Source organism: Streptomyces atratus, from assembly GCF_040655115.1.
In the GTDB taxonomy this organism is placed as follows: Bacteria; Actinomycetota; Actinomycetes; order Streptomycetales; family Streptomycetaceae; genus Streptomyces; species Streptomyces atratus_D.
The window spans coordinates 19,341-27,488 of the sequence record NZ_JBFAJH010000074.1 but is presented as its reverse complement, the minus strand read 5'-3'; the positions used below and the strand labels follow the sequence as shown (position 1 = coordinate 27,488).

Here is an 8,148-nt window from a genome sequence, read left to right as displayed (position 1 = left end):
GGCAGCTGCATCGGTCATCGGAACGACACGAGCATGCTTGTTGACCATGCCGCCGCACAGCGAAACTCCAAGATCCCCGACAGAGTCAAGCTGAGGCCACGGCAGAGCGAGGTGACCGTCTACGTCGCCTTCGCCACCCCGCGTGAACACGCGGCGATCGGCAGGGAACTGTACGTCCCGCGCTCATGGACCCAGGACGCAGCCCGCTGCCAGGCCGCGGGGATTCCCTCCACCGTCGACTTCGACACGAAACTCGTCCATCTGCTCAGAAGAAACACCCTGCCAAGCCTTCGGAACCAAGTCACCTCAGGTGAAACCAACAGAATCACGAGACACTGTCTTCTCGCCCATGTCGGCCCACTCCACGAGGGACGACCGCGACGCGGCCTTGCCCACTGGAAGCAGCCGCAGCCCACGGCATGTCATCATCGTGACTCCTCCCCCACCTGAAGGTGGGGGCTTCTCGCTAGGCCGGTTGGGCTTCGCGACGGACCAGCCCGGCCCGTAGAACGTTCAGGGCGCCCACCGTGTCCGCGTGTGCCTGGTGACCGCACGAGACGCAGTGGAACTTCTCCTGGGTGGGCCGGTTCTCCTTGGCGGTGTACCCGCATACGGGGCACCGCCGGGAGGTGTTGCGGGGGTCCACGGCCATCACTTCCCGTCCGGCGCATTCTGCCTTGGCGGTGAGGATCGTCAGGAACACCCCCCATCCGGCATCAGCGATCGAACGGTTCAGCCCGGCCTTGGCGACGGCCCCGTTGGGCAGGAAGGTGCCCGGCGTGGCGGGGTCCGGCTTCGGAGCCGGGACCTTGCTCATGTTGCGGATCCTGAGGTCTTCGTGCGCGATGAAATCGTGGTCACGCACCAGGTTCAGCGCGGTCTTGTGCGCGTGGTCCAGGCGCTGACGGCGGACCTTGCGGTGCAGCCGCGCCACAACCTCCACGGCCTTGCGTCGGCGCTTCGAGCCGCGCTTGCACCGGACGAGGGCCTGCTGCGCGGCTTCGAGCTTCGCGGCGGCCTTCGCCCCGTGATGGGGGTTGGGTACGAACTCGCCGTGGGAGTCGGCGAGGAAGTTCGCTATGCCCAGGTCGATGCCGACCATGCTGCCGGTCGCCGGTAGGGGCTCGGGCTGTTCCTGGTCGGCGGTGAGGATGACGTACCAGCGCCGCCCTTCGCGCTTGACGCTGATCGTCTTGACCTTCCCGGCCACCGGCCGGTGCTGGTGCACCTTGACGTGTCCGACGCCCTGGAGGCGGACGCGGGTGACGGGGTCGTGCGGGGTGGCATCCCAGCGGCAGCCGTCGCCGTCCTTCGGGAAGTCCACGGTGTCGAACCGCTTGGCCGAACGAAAGCGCGGATACCCCGGTGCCTCTGAGGCCTTGACCCGACGGAAGAACGCGGCGAACGCCTTGTCCAGCCGTCGCAACGTCGCCTGCTGAGAAGAGAACGACCAACGTCCCTGGCGTTCCGGGTCGAAGGCCCGGATGTCCTTGAGCTGGGCGGACTGCTGCCCGTACCGGACCGTCGTCTTCGAGCTGTGCCGGTAGGCATCGCGGCGTTCTTGCAACGCGCCGTTGTAGAGCGAGCAGTGATCCCGCAGCATCTCGGCGAGCGCGCCCTGCTGGCCCACGGTGGGCCGCATCAGGAACTTGTACGCACGGATCATCCGGCCCACCCCCTTCCTGGCCCGCTTCGGAGATCATACTACGCTTGGCGTATGTCACCACGATGGGAACCAAACCCCGATATTCGTACCGGTCGCCACGTCGCCCACCACCTCCATGCCCACTTGGTGTTCGTCACCAAGTACCGGCGCGGCGTGTTCGATGACGACATGCTGAAGCGGTGCGAAGAGATCATGCGCGAGGTCTGCGGCAAGTTCGAGGCGGAGCTGCGGGAGTTCAACGGCGAAGCCGACCACGTGCACCTGCTGGTGCACTACCCGCCGAAGGTCGCCCTGTCGAAGCTGATCAACAGCCTCAAGGGCGTCAGCTCCAGGTACCTGCGAGCGGAGTACACCGGGCGAATCAACCGGATCGGCATGGGATCGGTGTTCTGGTCCCGCTCCTACTTCGCGGGATCCTGCGGCGGCGCACCGCTGACCGTGATCCGCCAGTACATCGAAGGGCAGAAGCGACCTGCCTGACCATCCCCCAGGCACAGCGAACTCCGGCGCTTCGCGCCTCCGGACCAAGGACGCGTTTCCCTCCCCGGCTGAAGCCGGGGATACCCACGCAAGATCAGGGATGGGCCGTTGAGCTGGACCAAGATCCGGACCACGCGCGGACCAGTACTCCACATCGGGACACGATGGCCAGCAACCCTGGTCGTCACCAGCAGAGCCGTGTGCGAGCGAGTTGAAGGCGGAGGGATGTGCCGGGCTCGGAGCCGGGCGTTTCTCTTGGTGAGAAGGCCCAGCGATCGCCCCCAGGATCTATTCCACATGACTCGCAGGCATCACGACACCCCAGACACCGCGGGCTCCGAACGGTCGTTCGGAACCCGCGGCCATGAGCAGGCAGAGTCAACGACCGACGGTTCGAGTTCGGATCACCACATGCGACGGGCCTCGTGAAGTGGGTCGGGGCGTGAACTGCTGTGGCATCACCAGGCGTTCTCGTAGCAGGGGCTCGTCGATGGCCCTCCCTATGCGGTCCTGATCGCGCGACATGCCACCCAACATCCGCTCCGGCTTCGCAAGATCCCCATGCCTGAGATCACCGTTCGCCCGCAAGGTCGACCTCTTCCCGGTGCACCAGTGCGGTATGCGCCCCCTTGGAGCGGCGCCACGGGTGCGCAATAGGCGCGGACACCGCGCGCCACCAGGGGTCCGTGGGGAGTATCCCCGCCGGCTCGAAGGGTTCGCCGGGCCGGGGGAACGCCACCGCCTGCCCGACCTCCGCAGCAGCATCCTTCGTCCACTCCCCCGGCTCGGCCCACGGGTGCGGGGCCAGATTGAACGTGGCCCAGTGGATCGGCAGCATCGCGCCGAGCGGCTCCCCGCCCTGGAGGTCCAGATGGGCACGCATGCCCTCCGCCGGTGTCATGTGGATGTCCGGCCAGTACTCGGAGTAGGCACCGATCTGGATCATCGTCGCGTCGAACGGGCCGTGCTCGGCTCCGATGTCCTTGAAACCGGGGAAGTAGCCGGTGTCCCCGCTGTGGTAGATCCGGTGCTCCGGGCCCGCGACGGCCCAGGACGCCCAGAGGGTGTGCTGCTGGTTGCGCAGGCCGCGTCCGCAGAAGTGCCGGGCGGGGGTCGCGGTCAGGCTGATCCCCGCGATGTGCGTGGTCTCGTTCCAGTCGAACTCGCGCAACCGGTCGGCGGACACGCCCCAGCGCTCCAGGTGGGCGCCGACGCCGAGCGGCACCGCGAAGGCCGTGTCCGTACCCACCAGGGAGCGGATCGTCGGCAGGTCGAGGTGGTCGTAGTGGTCGTGGGAGATGACCACCACGTCGACCGGGCCGAGCGCGGCGAGCGGCAGCGGGACGGGGTGCAGCCGTTTGGGCCCCGCAAAAGCGAAGGGCGAGCATCGCTCGCCCCACACCGGGTCGAAGAGCACCCGGCGGCCGTCGATCTCGGCCAGCACGCTCGAATGACCCATCCAGGTGAGCCGCAGACCCGTGGCGGGTGGCGCGGCAAGGTCGGCGAGCGTGGTGGCGTGGACGGGTACCGTTCCGGTCGGCGTCCTGCGGGCCCGCTCCTCCTTGCGGAAGAAGACCTTCGCGAACTCCAGCATGGAGCCGGACGGCCTGCTCCGCGCCCCCATGGGGTTCTGGAAGACGCCGTCGGCGAAGTTGGGTGAGCGCCGGATGCGCTCCATGCGGTCGCCGTCGGGGTCGGCGCCGAATGCGGCGGGTCGCAGCGTACGGAGCCGGGTGCGGAGCGGGTGCAAGGAGTCAGCGCCGGTCACAACATCTCCTGAGGGAGTCGGTGTCGTTTCATTATGAGCAGGGGGTACGACCGTGCGAGTACGGGACGGCCAACGGAATGAGGGCCGGACACCGCCGCCTCAGCCACGCGGCTGCCCGTACACATGCTCCACGTGCAGTCGCAGGACGATCCGCCCGTCGCGGACCATGGCACTGCGGTAGTCGTCCCAGTCGGGGTGCTCGCCCTGCACGTCGCGGTAGAGCGTGATCAGCTCCTCCACGGTCGCGTCGTGCGGGTCGGTGGCGACCGGCGACAGCTCGGCGGTCCCGTCCGCGACCGTCCAGGCCCAGCGGTCCTTGCTGGTGACGTGGTAGCTCGCCCTCGGATCGCGCCGAAGGTTCCGTGTCTTCGCCCGGCCCTCGGTGATCGAGACACGGATGATGTGCTCCTCGGGGGAGTAGAAGTGATTGACATTGGACAGCTGGGGCCGGCCGTCCCGCTTCAGCGTCACGAGCACCCCGCCGTCCTCCTCGGCGATCAGTCGGAGAAGCGCGTCCTGGTCTGCATCGAATCCCGTCATGCCGGAACCAACGTCCGTACCCGTCGCAGGATTCCGCGATCGGCCGCTCTCCGGTGTCACATCCGGCAGCCCTCGCCCGTCTCATCCCTGACAGCAGCCGCCGCCGGCACCCCCGGGGGACCGCGCGGCGGACTCGGAGCCGAACCGAAGGAGACCCGCCATGACCGCCCGTATCTCGCTCGACCCGCCCCGCAGCCTCCTCCTCCGCGCCGTGTCGTGGTACTCGAACCGTACGTACGGGAAGGTCATCGATCCCGTTCGGGCCACGGCCCACCACACCAGGGTGCTGTGGGCCGGGCTCCGCTTCGTGCTGGCCGTGGGCCGGTGGAAGGCGCTGGACCCGCAGCTCAAGGCACTCGCGGTGATGACATCCGCGGCGACCGTGGGCTGCAGCTGGTGCATGGACTTCGGCTACTGGGAGAACCACCGGCAGGGGATGGACCCCCGCAAGCTGCGCGAGGTGCCGGTGTGGCGGGAGAGTGAGGCATACACACCACTGGAGCGTGACGTCATGGCGTACGCGGAGGCGATGAGCGTCACCCCGCCGGAGGTCACGGACGAGCTGGTGGACCGGCTCAGAACCGCGCTCGGCGAGAAGGCACTGGTGGAGCTGACGACCATGGTCGCCGTGGAGAACATGCGCTCACGGACGAACTCCGCACTGGGCCTGACCAGCCAGGGCTTCAAGGACCAGTGCGAGGTGCCGCGCCCCGCCACCCCCTGACGGTCGCGCTTCCACCACTGAACCTCGATTCAGTAAAGATCACATTGACAGGACGCTCCCACCTCCCAATACTGACTGGCGATTCAGTAATTCGACCTGTTGGTGGAGGGAGACAGCGTGTCCGAGCAGCCGAGGCCGACCTCGCTGACCGGCGGCGAAGCCGTGGTCCGCGCGCTGGCGGAGCACGGTGTGACGCAGGCGTTCGGGATTCCGGGAACGCACAACCTGGAGATCTACCGGCATCTGGACCCGTATGGCATCGCGCATGTCACCCCGCGCCACGAGCAGGGCGCGGGGTACGCCGCCGATGCGTACGCGCGGGCCACCGGACGCCCCGGGGTGGCGATCACCACCACCGGTCCGGCGCTGCTGAACATCGCGGCGGCGGTCGGTCAGGCGTACTCGGACAGTGTGCCGCTGCTGGTCGTCTCGCCCGGCATGCCACTGCGCCACCCGCGCCGGTCGACCGGTCTGCTCCACGAGATGCGCAGCCAGACCGACGCACTGCGAGGAGTCTCGGAGTTCAGCCACCGGGTGTCGACGGTCGAGGAGATCTTCTCCGCGGTGGCGCGCGCCTTCACGCTGTTCCGTGCGGGGCGTCCGCGCCCGGCCCACATCGAGGTGCCACTCGATGTGCTGGAGACGGTGGAAGCGGCGGGTCCGGTGCGGCTCGCCCCGCCGATGCCCGCGACCTGTCCGCCCGGGCCCACGCTGCGGGACGCGGCGCGGGCACTGCGGTCGGCCCGGCAGCCCGCACTGGTCCTCGGCGGCGGCGCCAGGAACGCCGCGGCGCAGTGCCTCGCGCTGGCCGAGGAGTTGGGTGCGCCGGTGGTCACCACCGCCAACGGCAAGGGGATCGTCGACGAGGCGCACCCGCTGTCGCTCGGGGTGTCGCTGCACAGCCCGTCCGTACAGCAATGGCTGGCCGGGTGCGACGCGCTGCTGGCCGTGGGCACGGAACTGGCCGAGTCCGATCTCTGGTCCGCGCCGCCCGCGCTGCGCGCCGCCTTGATCCGGGTCGATGTCGACCCGGGTCAGATGTACGCGGGACTGCCCGCGCAGCTGCCGCTCGTCGGCGACGCCCGCACCACCCTGGAAGCCCTGCGGCGGCAACTCGCCGAACCCCACGGCGCACCGGTCTCCGGCGCTCCGGACCGGACCGGTGCCGTACGGGCGCTGCGCGCCGGGCGGGACGCGGAGACCGCGGAGCGCGATGCCCGCTGGCTGCCGTATCTGCAGGCCGTACGCACCGTGCTGGACGCGGACGCGATCCTGACCTCGGACAGCGCGCAGTGCTGCTACTACGGCGCGATCCCGCATCTGCCCGTGGGTCCCGGGGGGCGCTATCTCCATCCGACCGGCTTCGGCACGCTCGGCTACGCCCTGCCCGCCGCGATCGGCGCGAAGACCGCGTATCCCGCCCGTCAGGTGGTGGCGCTGAGCGGTGACGGCGGGCTGCAGTTCTCCGTGCAGGAGCTCGCCACCGCCGCCCAGCTGCGACTGCCGCTGCCCGTCGTGGTGTTCGACAACGGCGGTTACGGCGAGATCCGTGACGAAATGGCGGCGCGCGGCGACACCCCCACGGCGGTCGATCTGCCGTCCGTCGACCTCCCGGCGCTGGCCCGCGCGTACGGCGGCCACGGTGTCCACGCCGATTCACCCGAGGCGCTCACCCGCGCCCTGTCCCTGGCCCTGACCACCCCTGGGCCCACCCTGATCACTGTGACCGAGGAGACCTCCCGATGACGACGCCGACGACGACCGCGTCCCCGACCGCCGCGTCGGCTCCGCTGATCTCGCTGACCTGGACGGACCATGTCACCGGACGTCAGGGCCATCTGGTCGTCGACCGGCTGGTGCGCGGTGTGTCCAGCGGCGGGCTGCGGATGCGGGAGGGCTGCACGCTCGACGAGGTGGCCGGACTCGCCCGTGGCATGACGATGAAGGAGGCCCTGCACTTCGACGCCGACGACGCACAGGCCCGCTACATACCGCTCGGCGGCGCCAAGGGCGGCATCGACTGCGACCCGCGCGCCCCGGAGGCGTACGGGGTACTGGTGCGCTATCTGCGGGCCGTACGCCCGTACATCGAGAACATCTGGACAACCGGTGAGGATCTCGGGCTGACGCAGGACCTCGTCGACCGGGCGGCCGCCGAGGCCGGGCTCGTCTCCTCGATCCAGGCCGTCTATCCCCTGCTCGACGACGAGACGGCGGCGCGGCAACGGCTCGCCGACGCGTTCGCCGTCGAGGTGGACGGCATCGGGCTCGACGAACTGGTCGGCGGCTGCGGGGTCGCCGAGTCGGCGCTCGCCGCGCTGGACCGGGCGGGGGTGGCGTACCCGGAGGCGCGCGTCTCCCTGCAGGGGCTCGGCACGATGGGCGGGGCGACGGCGCGGTTCCTGGCGCGGGCCGGACTGAAGGTCGTCGCCGTCGCGGACATCAAGGGCACCATCGCCAACCCGGCGGGCCTCGACGTGGAGGCTCTGCTCACCGCCCGGGACGCGTACGGAACGGTGGACCGCGGCGCGCTGCGGGACGGGGACCGCGAGCTGCCCGCCGACGCCTGGCTGGCCCAGGATGCGGAGGTGCTCGTCCCGGCAGCGGTCTCGTACGCCATCGACGCCACGAACCAGGCCCTGATCTCTGCCCGTTGGGTGGTCGAGGCGGCGAACATGCCGGTGCTGCCGGAGGCGGAGGCACTGCTCACCGTGCGCGGGATCACCGTACTGCCCGATGTGGTCGTCAACTCCGGTACGAACGCCTGGTGGTGGTGGACCCTGTTCGGCGACATCGGCGCCGACGCCGAGGAGGCGTTCGGGCACACCCGTCGCTCGATGCGCGCCCTGATCGACCGGATGCTGGCCCGCGCGGAGGCCGACGGCTCCACGCCCCGCGCGGCGGCCCACGCGCTCGTCAGCGAACGGCTGCCGGTGATGGCCGAACGCTTCGGCTGGTACCGGTGACGCT

Annotated in this window: 7 protein-coding genes and 1 pseudogene; 5 read left to right on the top strand and 3 right to left on the bottom strand. The window is 69.7% G+C overall.

The window, feature by feature from the left end; genetic code table 11:
* Nucleotides 1–93 precede the first annotated feature (93 nt).
* A pseudogene (locus AB0I23_RS38305) lies at nt 94–450 on the top strand (transposase); the annotation flags it as partial.
* Nucleotides 451–466: 16 nt separating this feature from the next.
* On the opposite strand, the gene AB0I23_RS38300 reads toward AB0I23_RS38305, so the two are convergent.
* On the bottom strand, nt 467–1,666 hold the full coding sequence (locus AB0I23_RS38300; RefSeq protein WP_359117203.1) for an RNA-guided endonuclease InsQ/TnpB family protein: 1,200 nt from the start codon (nt 1,664–1,666) through the stop codon (nt 467–469).
* 51 nt (nt 1,667–1,717) lie between these two features.
* Here AB0I23_RS38300 and tnpA point away from each other — a divergent pair, with 51 nt between their 5' ends.
* On the top strand, nt 1,718–2,146 hold the full coding sequence (tnpA, locus tag AB0I23_RS38295; protein WP_359117201.1) for an IS200/IS605 family transposase: 429 nt from the start codon (nt 1,718–1,720) through the stop codon (nt 2,144–2,146).
* 571 nt (nt 2,147–2,717) lie between these two features.
* Here the strand turns inward: tnpA and AB0I23_RS38290 are convergent.
* Both AB0I23_RS38290 and AB0I23_RS38285 read right to left on the bottom strand, forming a co-directional pair.
* Nucleotides 2,718–3,914 (bottom strand): MBL fold metallo-hydrolase, encoded by a 1,197-nt coding sequence (locus AB0I23_RS38290; RefSeq protein ID WP_359117198.1) that lies wholly within the window; start codon nt 3,912–3,914, stop codon nt 2,718–2,720.
* A gap of 99 nt (nt 3,915–4,013) precedes the next feature.
* Nucleotides 4,014–4,454: a PPOX class F420-dependent oxidoreductase gene (locus tag AB0I23_RS38285; protein ID WP_359117195.1), complete on the bottom strand. Its 441-nt coding sequence runs from the start codon at nt 4,452–4,454 to the stop codon at nt 4,014–4,016.
* A gap of 160 nt (nt 4,455–4,614) precedes the next feature.
* On the opposite strand from AB0I23_RS38285, the gene AB0I23_RS38280 reads away from it, so the two are divergent.
* The 3 genes from AB0I23_RS38280 to AB0I23_RS38270 all read left to right on the top strand — a co-directional run bounded on the left by AB0I23_RS38280 (nt 4,615) and on the right by AB0I23_RS38270 (nt 8,144).
* Nucleotides 4,615–5,178 (top strand): carboxymuconolactone decarboxylase family protein, encoded by a 564-nt coding sequence (locus AB0I23_RS38280; protein WP_359117193.1) that lies wholly within the window; start codon nt 4,615–4,617, stop codon nt 5,176–5,178.
* Between the two features lie 117 nt (nt 5,179–5,295).
* The gene (locus tag AB0I23_RS38275) at nt 5,296–6,924 is read left to right on the top strand and encodes a thiamine pyrophosphate-binding protein (RefSeq protein WP_359117191.1); all 1,629 of its coding nucleotides are present in this window, start codon (nt 5,296–5,298) and stop codon (nt 6,922–6,924) included.
* Nucleotides 6,921–8,144 (top strand): Glu/Leu/Phe/Val dehydrogenase dimerization domain-containing protein, encoded by a 1,224-nt coding sequence (locus tag AB0I23_RS38270; protein WP_359117189.1) that lies wholly within the window; start codon nt 6,921–6,923, stop codon nt 8,142–8,144. Before AB0I23_RS38275 ends, AB0I23_RS38270 begins: the two co-directional genes overlap by 4 nt.
* The last annotated feature ends 4 nt before the right edge of the window (nt 8,145–8,148 follow it).

Bases quoted from the DNA above. Each gene is read 5' to 3' on its own strand.
- AB0I23_RS38300 (WP_359117203.1), bottom strand. From the start codon at position 1,666: ATGATCCGTGCGTACAAGTTCCTGATGCGGCCCACCGTGGGCCAGCAG.
- tnpA (WP_359117201.1), top strand. From the start codon at position 1,718: ATGTCACCACGATGGGAACCAAACCCCGATATTCGTACCGGTCGCCAC.
- AB0I23_RS38285 (WP_359117195.1), bottom strand. From the start codon at position 4,454: ATGACGGGATTCGATGCAGACCAGGACGCGCTTCTCCGACTGATCGCC.
- AB0I23_RS38280 (WP_359117193.1), top strand. From the start codon at position 4,615: ATGACCGCCCGTATCTCGCTCGACCCGCCCCGCAGCCTCCTCCTCCGC.
- AB0I23_RS38270 (WP_359117189.1), top strand. From the start codon at position 6,921: ATGACGACGCCGACGACGACCGCGTCCCCGACCGCCGCGTCGGCTCCG.